Consider the following 23,769-nt stretch of genomic DNA (forward strand, 5'->3'; position numbering starts at 1 on the left):
TAGGGAATAGGGAGTAGGAACTAGGGAAAGATTTTAGTGTTGTCAAATTACATTAATTTTGAATTTTAGGGAAGTGGGATAATATCAAAAATTTGAATTTTGATGAGAAAAATACTTACTGGGTTAGGAAAGTTTAACCAAGTTCTCGCCATCAGCTTACCTGTAATTTTGTCAATTTTCCTGGTGCGTATGCAATCTTTAGCGCATCAGGAACTTAGCCCGCCTGAATGTCGCGTGAAAAAGTGGGATATACCAGTTTCTTTGACTGCACAAAAGCAAAAAGCACCATTAATTCGGAGGTTACCAATCACTTGTTGTCAAGGTGATGCCTCTTGTTTTGATGAACTTGTCTATGGAGAAATACCAGACAAAAAGGCGCTGATAAGTGCGATCGCTCGCAGTCTTCAATACCTGCAAACGGCTAATGCTGCGGCTGCTTATCAAAACTATCCGGTAGCTGAGATTAGGCGCGATCGCGTCATTAAAAGCTTGAAAAGATTCCGCGAACTTCTACTAAAAACTAATTCTGCAACAGAATTATATCAAGCTACCCTGCGGGAATTTGTTCTTTACCAGTCAGTCGGTAAAGACACCAAAGGTTCCGTTTTATTCACCGCCTATTATGAACCGCTTTACGCAGCCAGTCGCGTCCCCACACCAGAATATCGTTATCCTGTTTATCGATTACCTCCTGATTTAAACTCCTGGTCTAAGCCTCATCCTACCCGCGAAGAATTAGAAGGAGCAGATGGTTTACAAAGCGTAAAAGGAAAATTACGAGGATTAGAGTTGTTTTGGTTTCGCGATCGCCTCGAACCATATCTAGCTCAAATTGAAGGTTCAGCGAGACTTCAGCTTCCTGATGGTACTCAAACAGCAATCGGCTATGCTGGTAATAACGCTTATAACTATACAAGCATTGGCCGAGAATTAGTGAATGATGGCAAATTACCGCTAGAAGGTATAACTATGCCAATTATTCTCGACTATTTTCAAAAGCATCCCCAAGAATTAAATATTTATATTCCGCGCGATCGCAGTTTTGTTTTTTTTCAAGAAAATCACGGTGAACCAGCCCAAGGTTCTATTAACGTACCACTAACAGCAGAGCGTTCTATCGCTACAGATAAATCCCTCATGCCTCCTGGTGCTTTAGCGTTGATTCGCGCTTCCATTCCCTTTGTTAATCCTACCGGAAAAATGGAGGAGCGCATCGTTAGTCGCTATGTTCTTGACCAAGATACCGGAGGTGCAATTAAAGGTGCAGGTAGGGTAGATTATTTTTTAGGTACTGGTAAATTAGCAGGCGATCGCGCTGGTGTCACAGTCAGCAATGGACAATTATTTTATCTATTACTCAAGTCCAAAAATTAAACACACTGCATTTTAATACTAAGAATCCCGACCTCTTTAAAAAGTCGGGATTCTTAACCTTTCCGGATAAACAAATTACACATTCCAAATCAATGAAATGCCTAGGGTAATTATGAATTACGAATTACCCTACTAGTACAGCGTGGCAGAAATGAAGATACTATTCTCAATCGTTCAAAGCCTTAAAATACAGGATTTTTTACTTTTGACTTTTGCGTAGCGGTACTACCCTTCTATATCCATGTCACCATCATCATCGTCATGATCGTAAGGAATATCGTCAAGGTCTATCATTTCTGAAATTTCTTCTACTTCATTTAAATACTCAGATTCTTGATGTTCCCGTTCTATTAAACGACCAGTTGACTTTAACCATTCTAAGAGAATAAACTCATTACTTGTACGAATTACAGGCGCTCGCTGGTTACGAGGTTCTTCACGCAAAGGGCTTATAGGCATAAAAAAAACTCACTTTGAATTATGGGTCAGTGTGCAAAAACAGGAAAATTGTCCACTAGGGTCAAAAGCCTTGTATAACAAGTCTTTTCTCAACAGATTAAATACGAACCATTGAGTTTTTTATTCTTTTATCCGTCTAATTACTTACCATTAAAATGTCTTCGCGTCAGTCCTAATAATAAATCTTCAAGCGGACGCGATCTTACAAGGTATTTGACACCTTGGCGAGAGTTTCATACATATCAGATGGTAATGCAGACAATCTGTTCGCTACAGCGACTGCATCAGCTAAGTTGCTAAATTGACACCGGACAATTTCTTGTCCATTTCCTGAGGGGAATCGCTTCCTAGCTTTGTTAGATACAGCACAAATAATCGCTAAAGCTTTGGCGAACCCATCTTTTGTCAATATTGTTTCTTGAGCGAACCCTTCAACAGGGATAAGGCAGACCTCAAATCGATAGCCCGGCCTGGGAGAAACAGCTATGTCGATATAGGGTTTATCTTCTTTCCTGATTCTGCGTAAATATTGGGCAGTCGAATTAGTATCATGCAAATCAGTCCCAAGGGCATAAGTAAAAAAGCAATCTTCTGTCAGGGATTCAGGACGGGTAATTATATCCGTTGGCATAAGTTCAAGTATTATTCGTATGTTGTCTGGGTTTGTGATGCACTTTGCTGTCCAATCCCACTTACTTAATCAAAAGTTACTGCCCACATCCTCGGCTTCTTCAATAAGTCGGAGATATAAATCTAGCTGAAGTAAGTAGCATTCTAGTTTACTATCTGTTAGATGTACCAGTTTCACCCAGTGTATTCCAATACAGCAAAATAAACTGACATAAAACACCTCTAGAATCAAATTGTGTAGAGATTTAGATTCGGAGAGGCGTCCATATACTCAGTCACATGACCGAAAATATTTCTCAACATACCCGATCATAACATAGTTGATCGTTGAACTTTTTTTAACTCCTCTGACCCATACATATTGCGTTACCCAGAACGGTAGGGTTGTATTCAATTGTGATTTTTAGATTAGGAAATATATTTATTAAGTAGTTTTAATTTTTACTAAGCTTACTCATAGCTAAAAAATAAATAGTTATTGCGATCGCTTCATTTCGTAGAATATTAAAACGCCTAAAAGCGATCGCAATCACAAACTCTCTGATATTTATTTATACCCATTTATTTATTGCCTTATATTTTCTAAAAATTAAGAGCATCTTTACGAGTTATTGACATAAATAATCGCTTAAATAAATCCCCAGGATTGTAAATATAATCCCGGGGCATCATCTTCATATCCTGTCTAAGATATTTATAAATCTAAAGGAGGCAAGGGCGGTTAAAACCAAAAATGGTATTCACGCAATTATGGATTCAAGGCATCATTCACGTAAGTATTGACAACACCATTAGACAGAGTTTTAATCGCAGTTGGAAGAGGAGCATAGCCACGATCTGTAGCTATATTGTCCGCGGCGGTGGTTCCTAAAGCCCAGCCGATGAATCCTTTAATCCCATTTGCTACCTTAACGTCTGCGTATTTGTCATAAAATACCAGGTAAGATGCGCTAACAAGGGGGTAAGCATTTGCAGCTGTTGGATCATTGACTACGAGTTTAATCCGCCGAGGACTTGGATCTTGGTCAGTCAAACCAATTAAAAAGCAAAAAACTAAATATATAGAGTGCATTTAGCTATTGCTAATCGACTCGCTTACATACATATTTTTGCTAGTGAAAAGCTCTACATTCTCAAGTAAGTTTATATAAATAAACATTCACTTGCTTTCGTATTAAGGGAGTAATTACTAAATGCTATGAATCATGCCTAAATTCACGTTATCAGTCTCTTATTCCCTGTTAAAAAGCCATGTTTAATTTTACCCACTTACTTAATTTAGGATGGCAATTTTATCTGAAATTACGAGAATCACTTTCTTTAATGTAGATGCACAGCAGTTTGCCACAAGCTACTACTAAGATGCTAAGTAAAGAAAGTCATGATTATACGAATCTTTGAAAAATGCTATAGCTAATAGCTGTTAAATTTCGCTAACAAAATCAACACTAGAATGTTAAGGTAAAGCAAAAGTCATGATTCTATTATGAAATGATTAAGGAATTTAAATATATTTATGGAATTTAGAGGTGTTTTAAAAGTGGTTTTTGTAACGTTTTTATTTTGTCAACAGAGAAAAACCAAAGCTTTCACTTGTATATGGTTTTCCTTATTAATTAAGCCTTTTATTAGAGGTGTTAATAAGTATTTTATAATTTAAGCAGTTTACAAATTAGTTAACGTGTGTATCAGTGGAAATACGTTATTTCAGCATTTTATTAGTTGCGTAGGCTTCGTAAAATATAGCTGAGAAATTTAGCTAATAAGTTGTTTTAGGCTTTTGTTAATTATCCTGCGATCGCAAATAGCCCATACTATGGGGGCATAGCAATGCTGTACGCTTACGTAAAAATGTGATTTTTAAACTTTATTTGGTATTTCTTGTCAATGCGTAAGTTTAATAAACTTTGTTATTGATTTTATCCAGATGACGCCACCTGCACTTAGTCGCAAACATAACTTAATAACCTTTAAGTATTTTCTCAAAAATCAAATAGAATTGCGGTATTTAGCCAAAAGTATAAAGCGTAGTCTATTTTCTGCTAGTGACGGTAGACTAAAATTAAACACATCGATTGGTAATGTTAACATAATAAATCTCCAGAATTATTCCCAAAGGACTGTGCAGATGGGATAGTTTAGCTACAACGCTGTGAACTCCCCCAACCTTGTAGCAATTAATGTAGTATGTTTTATAAAGTATTATCCTTATAAAACGGTAGGTTGGAGTAATAAAATGTTTCTTATAGAACTTGTAGCTATGCTCCCAAGCATTGTCTCGCTTTTCTACCGGATTTACCAATCTCTAATTGAGGCAAAAGCGCTAGGATACAAAGAGCTTAAAAGGGTCGTAGCAGTTCTGGTTTTAAGCTTGAAACCTAGTTTCTCAAACCATGCATATTTTCCATTAGAACCAAAATTAATATTTAATTAACTTAAATGAATAATATTTTGTATCCAAGGTAACATTTTCCTGGAAAATTTATAATTTTATTAAAAATAAATGTTAAATCATGTTAAATTGATTTAATTGTAAATTTATTGTAAGTTTTTAGACAATAAACACTCAAGTACACCATAGGAAAATTAGCAATGTCTAGACAAAGTTCTCACAAGAGAAACTTTTTCAAAGCTTTAACTGGTAGCGCACTCAAAGGATCTCATAAGTTAAGACTGGGGCTGAAATCCAGCTTGATTATTCTGGGGGAATCTGTACCCTTTTTGATTGCTTGTGCTGTACTTATAAGCGTTATTAGCTTAAATAGTCCTATTTTGCTTTTTTGTTTACTAGTTGCTAGTTTAATTGCAGTTATCACCCAGCAAATTGGGCAGCAAGTGAATTTACCAAGGCGATCGCTAATAATATTACAAATTTTAGCAGCAGCCGTAATTCTGAGCTTGTATTGGTTAGACTGGTTTGCAGCCCCTGCACAAGCACAGTTTTTTGTGCAAGCTGAAAACTATTTCAAAAATCAGTTTAGGGATCCAACAGGAGTTCGTGATGCAAGCGCCCCAATAACTTTGATATTTAGTGTGTTGCGGGCGATTTTCTTACTCTATATTGCAATCTCCCTAGTTGGTGTGATTAACGCAGTGCGTAAGGATGAAGATTGGCAAAGTATTGCCAGAACTCCTCTATTAGTCGTTGTTGCTGTTACCATTGCTGATGTACTCACACGCTTTATACTTGGCCCACAACAAGGGCAGTAAATAATTTAGATATTTCATATTTCAAATGTCTCAAGAGCGGGAACAAGAATTTCGTCCAGTCAATCAGGTTCTAGGAAGCCAACCCTCATTAGGGCCAATCCCTGCCGATCAAATACTTCCTTGGACGGTAATTGCCTTAGCCTCCTATTTTATTATCAATGGAATTTTTGGCGGTCTTTTCCAAGAAGAATTTCAAAAGTGGTTGTGGACAGTACTAATGACTGGTTGGGGAATCGGAACTTGGTGGATCTTAACTGGTGGTAGGAGTTGGAGTTTTTTAAGTAAATTTATAGGCGTTCCCACTTGGACAAGAGGCTTTGCTCGTTATCAAAGCTTATTGGAAGTTAACCATGAAGCAAAAAATCGGAAAACAAAGCGTCGGCGTCGCCGGAAATGAAGGTAGATTAACACCATTTGAAGATGCCTTGCACTTGGCGACAATGCTACGTGTGGCAATGAATGGACGTGATATTGGCGCTTATCTTTTGACAAAAGGCACTCAAAGAGATCGGTTTTGCTTTGTTTTTGGTTTTGACTGTAAGGGAATTCATACCACTTTAAGACCTGAACAAATCGATACACTTTTTAATAACATTGAAGCCGGATTGAAAGACATTCCTAGCGGTGAAAGAATGACACTGCATTTGGGGTCTTTTAGTTCAGACAAAGAGCGTCAAAAAGAATTAGTATCGCTAATCAGAAATGCACCATCACGAGATATCAAATATTTGTTGATGGCAGAAAGAGCCAGAATCAAAGAATTAACTATATCTGGTGTTCGTAAGCCGAAATTTTTGCGGATTTATGTCACTTACACCATTGAATCCAACTCTAAAAATGCAGATGATTGGATAGAGAAACTTTTAGTTAGAGCTGAATCATGGTGGTTAAAATTCAAAGGGGATCTCTCAGAAGTAGAAAACCAGCGCATTGAAACGCTGATAATAAATGCTTACAAGCAGGGTTTTTTACGCTGGGAACAAATTTTATCTAACCAAATGGGATTGGATGTCAAACCTTTAAAAGCTGATGAACTCTGGGAGGGAATCTGGAAAAGGTTTAATGATACGCAGCCAATACCTATTCCCCAGTTGATGACTTTAGATGAAGAAGGGTTGCACGAGCAAGTTAATTCAGATTTAGCTAGTACTAAATTGCTTCTAGACAATATCCACGGCACAACTTTGCTGATGGAGTCTAGCGTACCTTGTGCCGATCGCCGTTGGGTCAATGTTAACAATCGTTATATTGGCGTAATGTCATTTCTGGAAAAACCCGGAGGTTGGCCAAATAAATCTACTCAACTGCGATATTTATGGGAACTGTTGGCCAGAGAAACAGTAGTAGATACAGAAATTTTTTGTGAGTTGACTGCGGCAAATCCGGCATTGGTGAAAACTACTTTACAACGAGTCTTGAAACAGTCAAACATGACAACAATCATGGCTCAAGAAAAAAGTAAAACTATTGATGTCAACGCGCAATTAAAGTTGAAGAAATCGGTAGCAGCACAAGAACAATTATTTGAAGGTGCAGTTCCGATTTATACGAGTATCGTGATTTTGGTACATCGTCCAACTGTCGATAAATTAGATGAGGCAACAAGATATATTGAAAACTGTTTTCAACGTCCAGCAAAAGTAATTAGGGAAAGTGAGTACGCCTGGAAAATTTGGCTGCAAACTCTCCCAATAGTTTGGGAAGGTTTGTTAGCGACACCTTTCAATCGTCGCCAGCTATATTTAACAAGTGAAGTTCCCGGATTAATGCCTTTAGTTTTAACAAAACGAGGTGATAGACAAGGTTTTGAGTTGATTGCTGAAGAAGGCGGAACACCGGTACATTTAGATTTGTTTAATCAACACAAAAATTTAGCTTTGTTTGCGACAACTCGTGCTGGTAAATCGGTGTTGGTATCAGGGATTTTAACTCAGGCTTTGGCGCATGGGATTCCGGTTGTGGCATTAGATTTCCCGAAACCTGATGGGACATCTACTTTCACTGATTACACAGAGTTTATGGGGGCTAATGGAGCGTACTTTGATATCTCCAAACAATCGAATAACTTATTTGAACAGCCAGACTTACGATCGCTAGATCCAGAACAACAGCGCGATCGCTTTAACGATTATACCGCCTTCCTAGAATCAGCGTTGATGACAATGGTTTTAGGATCATCGACTGAAAGTCAAATTTTATCGCAAACCGTGCGATCGCTCCTCAATTTAGCTTTAGAAGCCTTCTTTGCTGATGAGGGCATCAAAGAGCGATATCGACAAGCGATGGCGGGGGGATTTGGCACTCAGGCTTGGCTGAAAACCCCTACCTTAAAAGATTTTCTGTTTTTCTGTTCATCAGAACACTTGCAGCTAAATACTTTAACTGGCAGAGTAGAAGACGCCCTTAGTCAAATTCAGCTGCGCTTGCGATTTTGGCTTTCTAGCCGCGTGGGACAAGCGATTTCTGCACCATCTAGCTTTCCTACCGATGCACAACTTTTAGTTTTTGCTCTGAGAAACCTATCAGATAGTGAAGATGCAGCCGTACTATCTCTGAGTGCCTATTCAGCAGCATTACGACGCGCATTAGGTAGTCCAGCTTCTATATTCTTCATTGACGAAGCACCAATTCTATTTGAATTCGAGCAAATTTCTGACTTGGTTGGCAGAGTTTGTGCAAACGGCGCTAAAGCCGGTATCAGAGTCATCTTATCAGGACAAGATCCTGATACAATTGCCAAATCTAAAGCTGCATCTAAGATTTTGCAAAACTTGACAACACGATTGATTGGACGCATTCAACCAGTTGCAGTTGATAGTTTTGCAGATATCTTAAAATATCCCCGCAACATTATTGCTCGTAATGCCTCAGAAAGCTTCTTTCCCCGCAAAGAAGGCGTTTATAGCCAATGGTTGTTAGATGATAACGGTATTTATACATTCTGTCGTTATTATCCAGGTTACGAACAATTGGCAGCAGTTGCTAATAACCCCTCTGAACAAACTGCACGTAGTAAAATGATGCAGCTTCATAGCGATAAATATGAAGCCATTTCTGCATTTGCACGTCAGTTAGTGGCTAATCTGCGTAGTAGTTAATCGGGTTCTGTAAGCAGTTAACGTGATTCAAAAAGTTATAAATCATATAGCCATTTTCAATCCGGTGAGGTACAAGTATGCAAATAGACCTAATCCCCTAACCCTCTTCCCGAAGCGGGAAGGGGGAACAGTTCAAAGCCTCTCTCCTAAAAGGAGAGAGGAATGGAAGTGAGGTCAAATTGTACCTCACGGGGTCGAGAACCGCTATAGTTAAAAAGCTAAATTTATGACTTGCTAATTAATGTCGTCTACCTTTTTTAGGCACAAATGTATGCGAAAAACTACCATTTTTACTCTTACGTTGCTATCCCTGGCAATCCTACCAGTAATGGCACAACAAGACCAAACGCTAGTAGGCCAAGTTTGGAGTGATTTTCAATCATATTCCAAAGATTTACAAGATTACTTTCGATATAATCTAAGCGAAAACTTAAACCCTCTAGAGTTAGAAAGTCAAAAGGCTCTCACTGAGGCTAGTAACGAAGGAGAATTGAAAATACCTAACCCCATCGCTGCGGGACAAAAGGTTCGTAATGAGGTGATTAACAACTCTCTGAGTCAGAAATCTCATAGTTCAGAGTCTAGAGCAAGCCGCTTTGAAAATAATGCAGCAGTACGGGGAAATTTAGTTGGTAATGAACTCAATCGTTTAATTACTCGTGGAATAGCGGAAGGTGTTCTTGGTAAAAATGCACAAAGTCGGATACAAGGAAAGTTACAAAGTATGCAGGAGGAACTTGTTGACAATTCTAGTTCTGGCAGTAACCCATTACCACCTATATCTTGTGGTAGTGGTGGTGGTTCTACTGCTGTAGCAACAGCAACATGTCAGGGTATACAAAACTTGGCAAATACATTGCTAAATCCAAACAGCGAAACCATCCTAATGCAAAAATTACAAGCAAAAATCGTAGCCGAAACATTTGCCCAGTCAATACAAACGAATCAGTCTTTACAATATTCTAATTTAAATTTAGCAAACATTTCTCAGCAGGCAGAAGAGGCAAATCGCGCTCGGAGAGTAGATACATCTACAGAAGCGGCGCGACTTTTACGAGCTACTTCTCAACTAGATTTGTTTCGGAGTCCCAGTGAAAAAAAAGTTGATAAGTCGGATTTGAAAATATAAAAACTCTAATTTTCCATACAATCAATTTTCAAAATCCTTAAACTTATTACAAATTAACAGCAAATCTAAAAAACAGTTTGGTAGGGAGCGTTACCTGTCGCTAACTCACCCTACTAAATCTAAAAAAAACAGCCCATCAACTCAAAATGCAACTTGCTATTCAACTAATTTTTGCCCAACTACCCAACCAACTAGGCATTAATAACGTTCTCAATAATGGTGACGCAACTTCCCAAAGTATTGCCGATGGTTGGAATCAACAATGGCTGGATTTATTACAAAATAACACTGACAGTACTAGTACCTTGTATGGAGCGCTAACAAATCTCGGTACTTTTTTTGCGGTAGGAACCCTGTTATTTTTTATGATACAATTCCTCAGAGACTTAATATCCTACGAATATAGTCGTCCAATATCAGCTTTAATCTGGCCTTTTGTGGTGGTGCTTCTCTTAAGTAATGCAGGTAAAGGAAGTCTCCTTTCTAATCTGACACTGGGAGTACGGTATGTTTTAAACAATGTGAATGAGAAAGTACTGGTATCAGCAGATGCGGGTCAAATTTACCAACAAGCACTGAATATGAGTATTGCAGAAGAAGTAACTGGTTCTTTTCTGCGTCCTTGCCAATCGCTAACTGGTGAACAACAAAGTATATGCTTTAATGAAGCTGCCAGAAGAATCAACCTTCTTTTGGGGCAATATAAGTTGAAATACGGAGAATCTAGAGCCTGGATAAGTAGACTAGAAGGTAAGGTAAAACAGATAAATAATATTAGTTCTGTCGGTGGCATATCAGAAACCTCATTTAATTCTTTGTTAGGTTCTACAGTGCAAACAAGCATCAAAAACTTTTTAGTTTCCTTGCAATATGCCTTCCAGAATTTGATAGAAGCTACTATGTTACTGATAGCACTTTTAGGGCCAATAGCCGTAGGTGCGTCTTTACTACCTGTAGCTGGTAAACCAATTTTTGCATGGCTAACCGGATTTTTATCTATTGGAATCGCCAAGATTTCATTCAATATTATTGCTGTTGAGACTGCCAAAGTTATTGTAAATGGGCCAGGTCAAGCAGTTTTTATAAATGAACTAGGTAAGAGTGTTCCTGTTGAGCCAGACTTAATGTGGTTTATAATTTTTCTGGGAGTTTTAGCACCAATTTTATCGTTACTTGTGGCTGCTGCTGGCGGTTTTGCACTCTTCAGTGGTATCAGCAATACAGCTTCTTTAGTAAGGGAGAGGATATAAATTCAAAATTCAAAATTCAAAATGAATAAAATTTTGAGAAGTGTCGTAACTGCTGAATTGTATGCAAATTGTAATTAATATCAGGGCTATTTGATACTCATTTAGCCCGCCTTAGAATAAATTATGAGTCTAATAGCAAAAGTCATCTAAAGACGACTGAGCAAAGGTTCTAATCCGTTAAAACGGACTTTAGCTATTAGCCTAGAATTTGAGTTATCGGAAGTTTCTGTATAAAATAGCTCTATAATTAATATATAATAACTGAAGTTTTTTGCAGAAGAGGTGAGTAAATGGTGCGTTTACTGGAAAAAAGACAAAGAACGACGGCAAGTGTTTTGACAATTTTTGCGATCGCAACCTTCAGTTTACATATATTAGTTTTATTTTTATTCTTATTACAAGGGCTAAATATTCGCCAACTCAGTCTGAGAAAACCTCCCAACTTTGTGCAATTAATAGACGGTAAACCAGTAGGTAATATCGATGATTTAGCAAGAGATCCAGAAGCAATTCGCCAATTCATCAGCAAAACGATGATATCAATGTTTAGCTGGTCTGGAACCTTACCAGCACAAAATATCGAAGAAGTTGCAAACCCCAAACCAGATTTAGGAGTTCTTATTCAAACACCTCAAGGGGGTAGCCAAAAAGTTAGTACCAGCAGTTGGGTAGCTAGTTTTGCCTTATCCGAAGACTTTCGCAAAGGTTTCTTAAGCACAGTTGCAGAAATGACACCGGCAGAAGTTTTCTCTGAAAATCCTAGCCAAGCTATGACATCACAATTAGTTATTAAGCGGGTTTATCCGCCAAAACAAATTGCACCAGGTAAGTGGCGAGTGGGTATGGTAGCCGACTTAATTCAAAAAAACCGAGTTGGTGGTGCAAGACTTATAACTCCTTTTAACAAAGATTTACTTGTACGTGCGGCAGATTATTTTGGTAACCCCCAAGGCGAGAACGGCACAAACTTGCAAAAAGCAATTTATAGTGTCCGCGCTGATAGATTAGAAATTTATGAAGTTCGTAATTTATGTTTGCTAGATGGCAACAACAGCGTTGACAATAATAAATTTACACAATGCGGGGCTGGACAAACATCTGATAGCTTTATCAGATGAGTAACTAAGGAGAAAACGCGATTAATCGCGTACTGGGTAGTAGAAAATTAGCCTTTTCGAGTTTTACAGAGTTTTTTAAAAAATCAAATAAGAACTAAATAAAATTTATAGATTTCTAATTCACTAATTCAATTTATATAAATATCAATAGTATAAATATTAAATTAATGCAAATACTCAAACCAGAAAATAGGAAAAATAACCCATTGCCACTGTTAGCAGTAGGAACATTTGGGTTACATGTATTAACCTTGCTTTTACTACTATTTCACGGGTCTATGTTACAGCAGTTAGGTCGGCAACTCACACCTCAAAGTTTAGTGCAGCTTGTTGATGGTCGCGCTATAACCGTAGACCCCGAACTAAATTTAGAGCGACAGCCAGAGGCTATTCGGCGGTTTGTAGGTGAAACTATGAGCTTAATGCTTACTTGGTCAGATCAACAGCCGCCGACGCAAGTCTGGGAAATTACCTCTCAACTGGTAGCTGATAATTTTAAACAAAAACTTAAGTCAGAAATTACCAATTTAAATCCAGATAGCCAATTTGAAAATGTTAATAGGGGAGCAGAGAATGTATTAGTAATCCAAAAAATATCTCAACCTACAGAAATAGGTAATGGACAGTGGAAAGTGGAAATGTTTGCGAATCAACTAGTTTTTAGCGGTTATGATAGGTTAGGAAAATCAACTTCGTTTAATAAACAAATTTTAGTTAGAGCAATAGATCAACCCGCAACTTCCCTGCCAAATGCAGCACTACCATTGCAATTTGCAGCTTACCGCCTTGGTGAAGCCAGACTAGAAATTTATAATGTATGTGATATCAAAGAGAAAAATTGTTCTGGAAATCCTAATCAAACTTTACGATGACTAAATACTCAACTCCTGCGGAAACACCTGCTCAAAATGAATTTACTCTAACCTCCGATGCTCACCAACAAGATGTAGAATCTTTTGATTGGGAATCGCGGATGTCAAGGTTAGTCGGCTTTGAAGAAGAATCTTCTCCCGATACCCAAGAATCAGAAGACTCTGCAACGCCACAAGAATCGCTCTCTCAACCACAAGAAGTTCAGACAAAGCAACCCCTCTCATCTAATCCCTTTGCAAAATTAGGCTTGGTAGGAGCCGCCACCTTTGCGATCGTTTTGGTGGGTGGTGTGTTTTTGTCGCAGTTAATGAGTAGCAATCCCAAGCCAAAAACTATTGTTCCTCCACAAGTGCGTGAGCAGCCAACTGATGAATCTACCTCTCAACAACTAGCAGGCGAAGTAGATACTCTGAAAACGAAATTAGCTCTGACTGAACAAGCAGAGATGGTGAAAGCCGCCCAACAACAGCTCAGAACTGCCAAATCAACGCCGACAGTAGTCTTAAAAGAACCGTCAGTATCTTCCAGAGGTACAGAAAGAGTGATCCCAACACCCCCACCAACAGCTTATGTACCTCAGAGAGTGACAGTTGAGCGCATCGTTAAAGTACCTGCTTCTCAACCTGTGCGATCACCCCAACTACCAGTTGTGACGCCAAACACTCAACCTCAGACTGTAGTCAATATAACTCCACCATCTCCACCAACCCCATTGCAAGAGTGGAAAAGATTAGCAAAGTTAGGTAGCTACGGTCAACTAGATGCTACGAATCAATCTAATAACATAGCAGCAGCTCCTGAACCTGCAAACAATCCGCAGCCGCAGCAACAACAGACACCACCACCGGAAACTCCTGCTCCTGAGGTGAGTCAAGCGCAACCCGTGGGACAGAAATCTTTAGCAGTAGGGACTAGTGCTAAAGCTGTGTTAGCAACAGCGATATTTGGGGAAACTACTACTAGATCAGGCGGTGGTGATGAAGGAGGCGCAGCGAAAAACGTATTCGTGATCAAATCGCAAGAAGCACTAAAATCTAAGGATGGTACTACCGTTATACCTGCAAACACCGAGTTTTTAGCTGAAATTAGTTCGATTAACGAACAAGGTCTTATGCAGATGAACGTAACTAAACTTATCTCACAAAATAATGGCAACCCTACCGAACAAAGCTTACCCGACAAAGCAATTATTATTCGCGGTACTCAAGGTAAACCTTTAGTAGCAAATAAATATCCTGGTCAAAGTTCATCTATAGCATCAATGGATGCAGGACTATTTGTTTTGGGAGGTATTGGTAAAGCGGCAGAGTTAGTAAATCGCCCTGATACCAAACTTCTGCCTTTATATAGCAACAGCGTCCTCAATAGCGATGGTACTCCAAGCGAAAACAACAACGGTGGTAACGGCAACAACCCCGGTGTCATCACTGGTTATGCGACTGTCACTGAGAACAGGCGCAACCTTGGAGCTGCGGTTCTGGAAGGTGGTATGAACTCTGTAGTACCCCAAATTGCCCAACGAAATCAACAGGCGATCGCCCAAATGGCACAACCAACTAATATTTGGTTTATGAAAGCCGGTACAAATGTTGAACTATACGTTAATCAACCAATCTAGTTTTATAAGGTAGGATTTATACCAATTTTAGATTTTTGATTGGGTAATGGTAATTGGTAATTAGTTTTCTTTTTATCTTTTCCATATTCTCTTGTTATATCTACCAATCTTCCCATTTGCAACCATGAAAAGTAATCCTAACTTGTCAGGAAATACCCCAGGTAATTCTTATTTCCTACCTATAGCTTCCTTAATTTTCTCGGTTGCTATGTTCTTGTTGGTAGGTCGCGCTGTTGCTAATAACGCTGTTCTGCGTTCCATATTTTCATGTCAAGCACAGGGTTTAGGGGGAGCAATACCTACGATTGACGTTTGGTATCAACAAGGAACAAACTTAAGCTTTATTCAGGCTGGAGAAGTAATTAAAAAAGTTTGGTTAAACGATCCATCAGAGGTAACTATAGACTTTGATGGGCCAGTATGTATGCAGTTTGGCCAAGACTCTAATAGTAGTGCAGGAGATTGTAAAAACTCCTCAGCGAATGTAATTCAACTCAGACGAATTCAAAAACTGAATATTCCTGGGCTTCCTCCTACTAGCAATACACTTTTAACAGTTGTTACCGAAGGACAAGGTAGAAATAGGTTGTATACTTTTCGAGTGATATATAAAACAGATAACCCTGAGTATCACACTTTAGCAGTTTTTGCCGATCCTTCTGGTCAAGAAGGAGCTTGTGCTAGAGTTCCACAATAAATTTTTAGCAAAAGTATTCGACAGCGAAAGACAAGTGAAGTTTTCTTCCACAAAAAGCGCTGAAGCCTAAGTATGTAGGGGCTTCAGCGCTTTTTGTTGAGGGAGGGAGAAGGGAGCTAAAAGCTTGGAGAAATGACCTCTTTCTCTTGCCGGCCTCAACTAAAAAATTCTTTAACCGAATAGTATTGATGCAAGGAAGAGAAAAAAGGCTTATCTAAACCGCATTGGGTTAGAGAGGATCTAAGTCTTTGGACAGTTCTCTTTGTTTATAGAGCAAGGTTAGGCTAGTGTGTATGCATTACTGTAGTTCAATCAATTGAAAAACGCTATAACTCAACTGATTTAACTTACTCAGCCATTTTCAGGCTATATCTTTATAAATCTTCAGATAAAAACTAACTACAAATTCCAAATCTGTGTAAATATAAAGAAAAGCTTAAGAGGTTACAGACTCATGGTCACTGCCAAAATGATGCAACAGCTTTGGGCTGTAATCGAGTCTACCCAGGTCAGCACCCTGCTCCAGTTTGACGATGCTGCTTTAGTACAAGTGCTTCTCCAGCAGTTAAAGGCAAAGCAGGTTATTGATGCCCAGGCAGATAGCAGCCTTAATACTTACATAACATCTAAACTGCCCCTAATTCGTGATACGGCTGAAGGTCGATTATCCTTCGGTCAAGGTGGTAATCATTAGTACGATAAATCAAATAATTCCTCACTGCCAAGCATACGCTCAGAGTTCAAACAGTTGAATATTATGAATAACTGGCTAGTAGTTGCCCTAGTAGCTTATCTAATTGGAGCAGCGATTGAAGGGGTGACTACAGCCAGTCAGCTATCTCATTCAGTGCCAGAATTAGCTAAAAACACACAAGCTCACTCTTCAGATTCTGCCACTGAATCTAGTTCGACTTTGCGAGTTGTGGCTGCGATCGCCTCAGTAAGTATATGTGGAGCTTTTTTATGGCCTTGCCGCCTTTTCCACCGTTTAATTAAAAGTAAGGTTAATTCATAAGCTTAATCCTCATCTGTAGAGTAAAACTGTTGAGCATAAAAACGGGCATAGCGTCCTTCCTGAGACAGCAGGGAGGTGTGAGTACCAGCTTCAACCAAATGTCCTTGTTCTAGTACAAGAATGCAATCAGCCCTACGAACGCTGCTCAAGCGATGGGCGATAACAAACACGGTACGGTTTTGCATGACTCGCTTGATCGCTTCTTGAACTAGTGCTTCTGACTCCGAATCTAAGGCAGAAGTAGCTTCATCCAAGATGAGAATTCGAGGATCGTTGACGATCGCTCTAGCAATCGCTAATCTTTGGCGCTGTCCTCCAGATAGGTTAACTCCGCGCTCGCCAACCCAGCTATGGTAACCTTGGGAAAACTGGGTGATGAACGAGTGAGCGTTGGCAATCTTTGCTGCTTCCTCAATTGCTGGCAAATTTAATTCTTCTTGACCATAACCAATATTTTGGGCGATCGTTCCCGAAAAAAGTGTAATGTCTTGGGGAACAATGCCAATTTGACGGCGCAAGCTCGTAATTGTGACATCGCGGATATCAATATCATCAATCAGAATTTTACCCACCTGGGGGTCATAAAAACGAAGTAAAAGGTTAATTAAAGTCGATTTGCCTGCTCCAGAAGAACCAACCAAGGCAATGACATTACCAGGAGAAGCGTGCAGACAAAGATCCTTGAGGACTGGCTCGTCGGGATTGTAAGCGAAATTGACATGACGATACTCTACTTTGCCAGCAATTCGTGGCAGTTCCTTAGCATTGGATTTTTCAATTAAACTAGGCTGCTTCGCCATCAATTCAAAGATGCGTTCGACGGAAGCTTCGGTCTGTTTGTACTCGTTGTAATTGCTAATCATCAAGTCGATTGGCTGAATCAGTAATGCCACAGCAGCTAAGAAACTTATAAAGCCTTGAGATGTCAGCTGATTCTGAGAAATCTGCCATCCTCCCAAGAGAAACAGCAGCATAATGCTAACTGCTTCCAAAAAACCAACAACGGGAAACTGAAGAGATTTGAGTTGTTGAGCGCGATACTTAGTTTGGCGATTACGTTCTGCTTCCTGATTGAATCGCTTGACTTCATACCCTTGTGCTGCAAAAGCTTGAACGACGCGAATTCCGCTAAATACTTCAGTTAACAGAGCCGACAAATTGGAAACTTGATTTTGACTCTGGCGAGATAGCAAGAGTAATCGCTGACCAAATAGCCCAATCAACCAAGCCATCAAAGGAGCCAAAATCAAACCCGCAAGGGTAAGTGGCCAATTCAGATAGAGCATGTAAATGGGAATCGCAATTAACTGCAAGAGATTGGAAAGAAACTGATGGGATAACTTGTCTACAATCTCGCCTACGCGATCAATATCTTCAGTCAGCCGATAAGTCAAATCACCCGTCTGTGTGGTTTCAAAGTAATCCAATCCGAGTTTGTGCAGGTGAGCGTAAACCCGCTTACGCAAATTCAAAACCATATTCAGAGCGGCAGCGATCATAAAGACATTCTGCCCGTATTGACAAAGCCCTCGAACCAAGAATACCAAAGTAGCTACTCCAAGCCAGTAGGCAATTTGGTTAACATTTCCCTGACCAACAAAAAAAGCGACCTGACCTGCTAGGTAGGGTATTGCTAGAGTGAGCAATACAAATCCTAAAATACAAGCGAATCCCCGAATTAACAGCGGCCATTGGGGCCACAGATAAGGTAACAGTTGCCAGTAGCTAGAGCGGACTTTCATAGTTCAATTCTTTATTGTTATCCTTACCGGAAAAAGGCAGGGGGCAGGGGGAAGAAAATATATTTTTTACCTTTTGCTACTTTCTTTTAGAGCAAGTAAATTTATTTATGAAAAAAGAAGAAAATATCTATTTCGATAGCGCAGCGTTAGCGACGTAGGAGCGTCGTGGAAAGCGCCACAAGAAATACTGCGTCCTTATTGAAATTCTTAGCTTAGATTTATTGATAGGGTTTACCTCCTGCCTCCTGCCCTCTGCCGCCTGCCTTCTGCCTCCTGACGCAATTTCTACTAAGTTTCTCCTAAAGAGGTTAGCAGAAAGCGGGCTATTCTCTCAGATGCACCGGGCGGACCAAATCGCTCAGGGCCATTTTGTTGACACTTAGCGAGATAGTCTGCATCTTGTAAAGTCTCGACCACGCGTCGGGCCGCTTGTTTTAGAGTCTCTGGGGTTGTTGGCCCAGTGCCGATAGTTTGGGCAGAAATGCCCAATAGCCGCGTTTGCGCCTCTGCGAATTGATAAGTAAATTGAGGCCCTTCTCCGGGAATTTGGATAATTGGTTTGCCGATCGCCACCGCTAAATCCACTGCCAACCCTGCCATGCCAATGACGAGGTTAGAGTAATATACAATATCATTGAAGGCATCTGAGTAACATCTGACTTCCACAAGTGGTGATTTTTCAGCAGAACTTCCTGGAGGAGAATAGGTAAGTACGCCTTGAGTCAGTTGCCAACCTTGACTTTTAGCAATCTCGTCTAATTGCCCCATCAAATTTGGTACCAAGGCGGCGCGAAACTGGAATCGTGACTCAGGCATCACCTTGGCAATTTCTATCACCAGTTGCAACTGCAAACAGAAATTTCGGGCCGCTTCTGGCATCCGTGACCCTGGCAAAAGAGCGATCGTAGGAATGTCCAGTTTCAGGTGCAAGTCTTTGCCAGCAGGAACGAGGCGATCTAAAGCCGGAATACCACCAAACCGAGCTTTAGCTATACCTTGCCGTTGGAGGTCAGAAGCCGTATAGGAATCTCTGGTGAAAACTGCTAGACATCGAGAAGAATTCAGATCATGCCACAGTAGAGGATTGATAGGCAATCGACCTTCATAGAGGGCAGAAAGACAAGAGATAAATGAGACGAAGGGGCGCTTTGTTAAGTAAGCAAATGTCTGGGAGACAAAATCCCCAGTAGCCATAATCAAATCGCAGTTGGGAGCATACTGCAACACCGCTTGTAATTGTCGCCACGTTAACCCAATCAATCCCGATTGAAAATCTTTGAGCAAATAGAGGCGCTTCATGTAGAAGAATCCTCCAGAGGGCATTGTTTGTGTGGGGCCAATAATGGGAATGTCCAAGCTGCGGTAAGCTTTTCCTTCCCCTACAATCGGCATTGCTGCCATCTCGATAGAAGGACACAATTGGCGTAAAGTCTGAATAACATGAGAGGTGTGGTTGTCCTCTCCGTGGCCGTTACTGATAAACAAGATTCGCTTAGAAGACATCTTGGGTTTTGGATTTGGCTAAAATGCTTTGTGATATTTTTTACCTACATTGGGTGAGTAGGTCAAGAAAGTGAAAGGGACTGAGATAGTTGTCTGTCAACCAGAAAGAATGGTTGAGGATGAAATGCAGATGAATGCAGACGGAAGTATTTTGAAAAAATCCGTTAGCAGATGGCTACTATCGAAAGCTGTTTGGCAATCCTGAGGTTGTTTCAGGCTTTTCTTAATTATCCTGCGATCGCAAATAGACGCAGTGCGTCGTGCTTTATTACAGGTAGATTACAAAAATTATTCCGTGTGTCCGATCAAATTTTTTAATATACAACTAAATACTGGATAAACTGTTGGGTTAGACGGCAAAGTCCTCAAAGGTTGATATCAGATTGAATCTTGCTACTTAGTCTAAACTCCAGAAGATGATACCACGCTTACTCAAAGGCAAGCTTAGGGCATCGCTTGGGGCAAGGTATGTAGCAAAAACTCATTATGTAGTTTGTTCTGGTGTCGCTACATTTTGCCCAATTTTTGGTTCTGTTCCCGCAAGCAGCCGTTCAATATTAGGGCGATGGCGCAAAATTACATATAATCCACCGGCAATTCCAAACAGAATATATGGTAGTGGTTGATGCAAAATTACCATGAAAATGGAAACAGCGATCGCACTTGCAATTGAACTCAAAGAGACAATCCGCGATATCGCCACGACGATGGCAAACACACCTGCTGTTGCTAAACCTATCTGCCAACTCATAGCCAACAAAATCCCCAAGCTGATAGCAACGGATTTACCACCAGTAAAGCCCAAAAAAATTGATTTACTATGTCCCAGGATGGCAGCTAACCCAGCTATTGTTATTAACCACGGTTGCCACACTTGTGCATCTACCGTTAGGGGGATATAATTTTGAATCGGGTTAAAATTGAATAACCAGTAGACTAGAGCGATCGCTAATACTCCCTTTAAGGCATCAAGTACTAAAACGAATGCTCCTGGCCCTTTGCCCAAGGTTCTTAGTACATTAGTTGCTCCAGTGGAACCTGAACCAACTTGCCGAATATCAATACCTTTTAACTGTTTCACAGCAATATACCCAGTGGGAAAAGAACCCAATAGGTAAGCTATAACTACAATTGCCCCGCACAGAGTTAACCAAATAGCCATAATAAAATTCACGCATTCAAAATTCAAAAAAGTCAAGAGGTATTACTCTTGACCAATGACTAATGACTAATGACTAATGACTCATTTAAAAGTCATCATCATAGTTTCTCACGGTTTTGGGGTCAGGAGCAAAAGCTAACCACAAAGGAAATTGCAGCAGTGACAGACTAATTTGCTCCTCTGAATCATCAATGATAATTAAGGGCAGTTGATTGGCTTTCGTCAATCGGTCTGCTTTCTGAGCCAGAGCATCAGACGCTTCAAATAATACCACGCCCCGGTCTGGGCCGAAATCTGGGCGACCGATTCCTAGACAGTCTTGCAAGCCGCGCCGCCATTCACCCAATCTCTCTGGTGTATTAGCTAAGACTAAAGTACGGACGCGATCGCCATACAGCTTGTGTAATATCGAAATTGCAGCTGAGGCAATCAAAATATTTTGTAAGCGGCTACCCATTGTCCGCAAACCACCCCGTCCCCCTTGGGTAAAAAACCAGTTAGAAACTCGTTCTGCGTGGATTGGTTCAAAGGTACGGCGTAGTTGCCAGGCTGGTCCATAGTAATCTGGTTTATTGCGGTATTGGTCAATTAGGCGGCGAATTTGCTTAGTAGTATCTTGAAACTGCTGTTGGGCAAATTGTGGTATTCCAGGTTGTGTTTCAACTGGTTTAGCCTCTTTTTCTTTTACAGATGGTTTTTCTCGTTCCACCACACTTGGCGTCAGTTGCAACTGCTCGGCGGCAACGGCCAAATCCTGTAAGCTACCAGTGAGATAGTCTTTAAAACCCTGCACCCGAATAGCCAAGTCTTGGGATGTACCAGCAAAAGTGGTTCGCATCTCGTTGCGGATACGTTCTTGACGGCGTTCTAGTTGTTCTACAGAAATTTGCAAAGTTTGTTTGCGTTGTTCTAACTGCACCAACGACTCTTGCACAAGTCGTCCCAGCGATGTCTGAGTTTCACCCACTTGTGCCTGAAGATTTTTATAAAAAGCTTGCAGCTTGGCTATTTCTTCTTTGAGAGCAGCTTCAGCGCTCTGCAACTCTGCAACTCGCTGCTCTGCTTCTGCATATAATGAATGGTTTTCTGATCCCAGTGCGGTATTTTCCGGTTCCGACTGCGCTACAAACTCGCCATTTGAATTTTCTGTTAGCTCTACTGTAGAATCTACCACTTCTGCATTAGAGATGAGTGGCTCAAAAGTTGTGTAGTCCTCTGATGAGCTAATGGCTCCTGTTTCTCCCACTGACTCAACAGATTGATTGAGTGGATGTTCTGCATTGTTCTGTTCTTGTTTTTCAGCCAACCGCTCATCAATTGGTTCTGGGGTTTGAGATGCCTCTGAGTTCATAAACAATAGTGTAATTCCTATGACGCGAATAAATAGTTTTCAGAAATATTACAATTGAGCTGCCATAATCCTGATTTATGAGTGCTGAGTTATGAGTCTAGAGCGAAACGACTCAGCACAGATCAAACTCAGGACTAAATACGCGGACAACGTTGTTCTAAGCAAGTTTTCAAGGTATTGGGATCAAATAAAATCGGCAAAAAGTGAATACTTTTAATTTCTTTAAAGTAAAACAAAATGGGGACTCCATTCCAGAATATCCGCCAGTTTTGCCATTCCTGGTAGGGAAAGCGCCGAATTAATTTTTCGCCTCTGTAAATATCTAAATCGGTGGTGGTAAATTGCAAACGCAGCGTTAACGCCTGAAACATGAGAAACAAACCAAACAGCGTAAAAACGGAGCCTACCCACGGTTGTACCAACAGTAGTGGAATAGTGGCAATCACCAACACTATAGGTATATTGTAACTAGGCTTGAGTTCCACTGTTGATGTGGAGTTAGGAGCAAATGAACTGTTCACAGTCTTAAATCCTGCTTTATTTATTAGGCATCTCTCTCCTATTTATTTTAGGAGTCAGGAGTCAGGAGTTAGAAGTTAGAAGTTAAGAGTTAGGAGTTTTAACTTATAACTGATAACTCCTCACTCCTCACTTTTACAGCCCTATGAATGCACTGCCAGTCCCCTGAAACATTAACCAAGAAAGAAAAAAGTTGCTAACAAATATAATTAGCAAGGCAGTCACAACAGCAGTTGTGGTTGACTGTCCTACACCTTTGGCTCCTCCTGTTGTCGTCAACCCCCAACTGCAACCAATTACGGCGATTAAAATGCCAAAGCAACACGCCTTAATCATGGCGCTAAAAATATCCCAGATATCAAGAAAGTTACGGGCTGAGTCTAGGAATGCCGTATCAGAGAGGTTGTAGAGATTTGTCGCAATTATTAATCCTCCGAACATCCCTGTTACCAAAGACAGGAGGGTTAAAATTGGTAGCATTAAACAGCAAGCAAGGACGCGGGGAATAACTAGGTAATCGATTGGATCTGTTTTCAACATCAACATGGCATCGATTTGTTCTGTGACTCGCATGGTACCGATTTCGGCTGCAAAGGCAGAACCGACTCGCCCAGCTAAAATCACTGCTGTCAATACAGGAGAAAGTTCTCGTGTCAACGCGACAGAAAGTACTCCGCCGATAATGTTTCCTGCGCCAAAGTTGATAAATTCCCGCGCCACCTGAATGGTAAACACCGCGCCGACGAAAATAGCCGTCAATAACGCAATAAATAAGGAATCCGGCCCAACTGCTGCCATTTGTTGCAAGGTGTTGCGCCGATGGATTTTGCCTCTCAATAGGTGAACTAGTACTTGCCCACCTAGAAAAATCGCCGCCAGCAGACGCTGACTCCATTCTCCTAAACTGGATTTGGATGTAGTCTGGTTCAATGTTCTGTAGCTAACTCGGTGACTGCCTTAAGAATAGCGGAAGTTATTGGGATAGGGAATGGGGAAGAGGCAGAGGGGCAGGGAGCCGGGG

Annotated in this window: 21 protein-coding genes; 12 read left to right on the forward strand and 9 right to left on the reverse strand. The window is 40.4% G+C overall.

The features are described from left to right. Positions 1–102 precede the first annotated feature (102 nt). Positions 103–1,374, forward strand: a complete 1,272-nt coding sequence (locus ACFE90_RS00325) for a murein transglycosylase A (RefSeq protein WP_375496683.1) — start codon at positions 103–105, stop codon at positions 1,372–1,374. Positions 1,375–1,599: 225 nt separating this feature from the next. Here the strand turns inward: ACFE90_RS00325 and ACFE90_RS00330 are convergent, their stop codons facing one another. From ACFE90_RS00330 to ACFE90_RS00340, 3 genes are all read right to left on the reverse strand, one after another. Beyond that, on the reverse strand, positions 1,600–1,833 hold the full coding sequence (locus ACFE90_RS00330) for a DUF3134 domain-containing protein (RefSeq protein ID WP_375496685.1): 234 nt from the start codon (positions 1,831–1,833) through the stop codon (positions 1,600–1,602). Positions 1,834–2,035: 202 nt separating this feature from the next. Continuing rightward, positions 2,036–2,464 (reverse strand): hypothetical protein, encoded by a 429-nt coding sequence (locus ACFE90_RS00335; protein ID WP_375496687.1) that lies wholly within the window; start codon positions 2,462–2,464, stop codon positions 2,036–2,038. A 747-nt stretch (positions 2,465–3,211) separates the two neighbouring features. Further along, positions 3,212–3,535: a hypothetical protein gene (locus ACFE90_RS00340; RefSeq protein WP_375496689.1), complete on the reverse strand. Its 324-nt coding sequence runs from the start codon at positions 3,533–3,535 to the stop codon at positions 3,212–3,214. A gap of 1,520 nt (positions 3,536–5,055) precedes the next feature. On the opposite strand from ACFE90_RS00340, the gene ACFE90_RS00345 reads away from it, so the two are divergent. The 11 genes from ACFE90_RS00345 to ACFE90_RS00395 all read left to right on the forward strand — a co-directional run bounded on the left by ACFE90_RS00345 (position 5,056) and on the right by ACFE90_RS00395 (position 16,471). Beyond that, positions 5,056–5,673 carry a hypothetical protein gene (locus ACFE90_RS00345; RefSeq protein WP_375496691.1) on the forward strand — a complete coding sequence of 206 codons (618 nt, stop codon included), beginning with the start codon at positions 5,056–5,058 and terminating at the stop codon, positions 5,671–5,673. Between the two features lie 25 nt (positions 5,674–5,698). After that, positions 5,699–6,070, forward strand: coding sequence for a hypothetical protein (locus tag ACFE90_RS00350; RefSeq protein ID WP_375496693.1), 372 nt, complete (start codon positions 5,699–5,701; stop codon positions 6,068–6,070). After that, positions 6,024–8,771, forward strand: coding sequence for a hypothetical protein (locus tag ACFE90_RS00355; RefSeq protein ID WP_375496695.1), 2,748 nt, complete (start codon positions 6,024–6,026; stop codon positions 8,769–8,771). The genes ACFE90_RS00350 and ACFE90_RS00355 overlap by 47 nt, the downstream gene beginning before the upstream one ends. 271 nt (positions 8,772–9,042) lie before the next feature. Beyond that, positions 9,043–9,900, forward strand: a complete 858-nt coding sequence (locus ACFE90_RS00360) for a hypothetical protein (RefSeq protein ID WP_375496697.1) — start codon at positions 9,043–9,045, stop codon at positions 9,898–9,900. A 146-nt stretch (positions 9,901–10,046) separates the two neighbouring features. Further along, complete coding sequence (locus ACFE90_RS00365; RefSeq protein WP_375496699.1) at positions 10,047–11,150, forward strand: hypothetical protein; 1,104 nt, start codon at positions 10,047–10,049, stop codon at positions 11,148–11,150. Between the two features lie 290 nt (positions 11,151–11,440). Continuing rightward, positions 11,441–12,268: a hypothetical protein gene (locus tag ACFE90_RS00370; RefSeq protein ID WP_375496701.1), complete on the forward strand. Its 828-nt coding sequence runs from the start codon at positions 11,441–11,443 to the stop codon at positions 12,266–12,268. Positions 12,269–12,435: 167 nt separating this feature from the next. Continuing rightward, on the forward strand, positions 12,436–13,140 hold the full coding sequence (locus ACFE90_RS00375) for a hypothetical protein (RefSeq protein WP_375496703.1): 705 nt from the start codon (positions 12,436–12,438) through the stop codon (positions 13,138–13,140). Then, complete coding sequence (locus ACFE90_RS00380) at positions 13,137–14,759, forward strand: hypothetical protein (protein WP_375496705.1); 1,623 nt, start codon at positions 13,137–13,139, stop codon at positions 14,757–14,759. Before ACFE90_RS00375 ends, ACFE90_RS00380 begins: the two co-directional genes overlap by 4 nt. 124 nt (positions 14,760–14,883) lie before the next feature. Then, the gene (locus tag ACFE90_RS00385) at positions 14,884–15,456 is read left to right on the forward strand and encodes a hypothetical protein (RefSeq protein ID WP_375496707.1); all 573 of its coding nucleotides are present in this window, start codon (positions 14,884–14,886) and stop codon (positions 15,454–15,456) included. Positions 15,457–15,910: 454 nt separating this feature from the next. Next, positions 15,911–16,150 carry a hypothetical protein gene (locus tag ACFE90_RS00390; protein ID WP_375496709.1) on the forward strand — a complete coding sequence of 80 codons (240 nt, stop codon included), beginning with the start codon at positions 15,911–15,913 and terminating at the stop codon, positions 16,148–16,150. Positions 16,151–16,213: 63 nt separating this feature from the next. Continuing rightward, positions 16,214–16,471, forward strand: coding sequence for a hypothetical protein (locus tag ACFE90_RS00395; protein ID WP_375496711.1), 258 nt, complete (start codon positions 16,214–16,216; stop codon positions 16,469–16,471). 2 nt (positions 16,472–16,473) lie between these two features. On the opposite strand, the gene ACFE90_RS00400 is transcribed toward ACFE90_RS00395, so the two are convergent. From ACFE90_RS00400 to ACFE90_RS00425, 6 genes are all read right to left on the reverse strand, one after another. Then, positions 16,474–18,213, reverse strand: a complete 1,740-nt coding sequence (locus ACFE90_RS00400; RefSeq protein WP_375496713.1) for an ABC transporter ATP-binding protein — start codon at positions 18,211–18,213, stop codon at positions 16,474–16,476. A gap of 288 nt (positions 18,214–18,501) precedes the next feature. After that, positions 18,502–19,716, reverse strand: a complete 1,215-nt coding sequence (locus tag ACFE90_RS00405; protein ID WP_375496715.1) for a lipid-A-disaccharide synthase-related protein — start codon at positions 19,714–19,716, stop codon at positions 18,502–18,504. Between the two features lie 484 nt (positions 19,717–20,200). Continuing rightward, complete coding sequence (plsY, locus tag ACFE90_RS00410; RefSeq protein ID WP_375496717.1) at positions 20,201–20,878, reverse strand: glycerol-3-phosphate 1-O-acyltransferase PlsY; 678 nt, start codon at positions 20,876–20,878, stop codon at positions 20,201–20,203. Positions 20,879–20,963: 85 nt separating this feature from the next. After that, the gene (locus tag ACFE90_RS00415) at positions 20,964–22,229 is read right to left on the reverse strand and encodes a DUF3086 domain-containing protein (RefSeq protein ID WP_375496719.1); all 1,266 of its coding nucleotides are present in this window, start codon (positions 22,227–22,229) and stop codon (positions 20,964–20,966) included. 134 nt (positions 22,230–22,363) lie between these two features. Next, positions 22,364–22,750, reverse strand: a complete 387-nt coding sequence (locus ACFE90_RS00420) for a DUF3119 family protein (RefSeq protein WP_375496721.1) — start codon at positions 22,748–22,750, stop codon at positions 22,364–22,366. Positions 22,751–22,883: 133 nt separating this feature from the next. Beyond that, the gene (locus ACFE90_RS00425) at positions 22,884–23,678 is read right to left on the reverse strand and encodes an MlaE family lipid ABC transporter permease subunit (protein ID WP_375496723.1); all 795 of its coding nucleotides are present in this window, start codon (positions 23,676–23,678) and stop codon (positions 22,884–22,886) included. Positions 23,679–23,769 lie beyond the last annotated feature (91 nt).

Source organism: uncultured Nostoc sp. (assembly GCF_964245445.1).
In the GTDB taxonomy this organism is placed as follows: domain Bacteria; phylum Cyanobacteriota; class Cyanobacteriia; order Cyanobacteriales; family Nostocaceae; genus Nostoc.